The sequence below is a fragment of the Nocardia noduli genome, from assembly GCF_019038455.1.
GTDB classification, from domain to species: domain Bacteria; phylum Actinomycetota; class Actinomycetes; order Mycobacteriales; family Mycobacteriaceae; genus Nocardia; species Nocardia noduli.
On the sequence record NZ_JAFMPL010000324.1, the window covers coordinates 1 to 382 of the forward strand.

The window sequence follows — 382 nt, forward strand, 5'->3', positions numbered from 1 at the left end:
CAACCAGGCATTCGCGGAGGCGGGCAAGGCGTTCGCGGAAGCCGGCGTGCCGGAGACCCAGGTGCGCGCCTGGGCGCAGGCCGAGCAGACCTGGCGCGCGCTGGAGCAGGCCGTGGGCACGCGCGCGCTGCAGCCGCCGCAGAGCCTCGCGCAGCATACGCAGCTCGTGGCGGTGCTGATGCAGATCGGCGAAGAGCTGCTGCACCACTATGGACTCCAGACCGATCCGGACACCGCCACACAGGACCTGATCCAGGCCGCCGCCGTGAACGCTCCCATGCTCGGCGAGAAGCTCGGCCTGCTGCGCGGGCAGGGCGCGGGCTACCTCGCGCGCCAGGCCCTGCCGCCGGAGGGCAAAGGCGCACTGCAGGCCCTGCAGCAG

At 73.0% G+C, this 382-nt stretch carries 1 protein-coding gene; it reads left to right on the top strand.

Annotation, left to right across the window (positions count from 1 at the left end):
• Nucleotides 1–382: hypothetical protein (locus JZ792_RS43845; RefSeq protein WP_216918471.1), on the top strand; the 382-nt coding region annotated here is incomplete at both ends.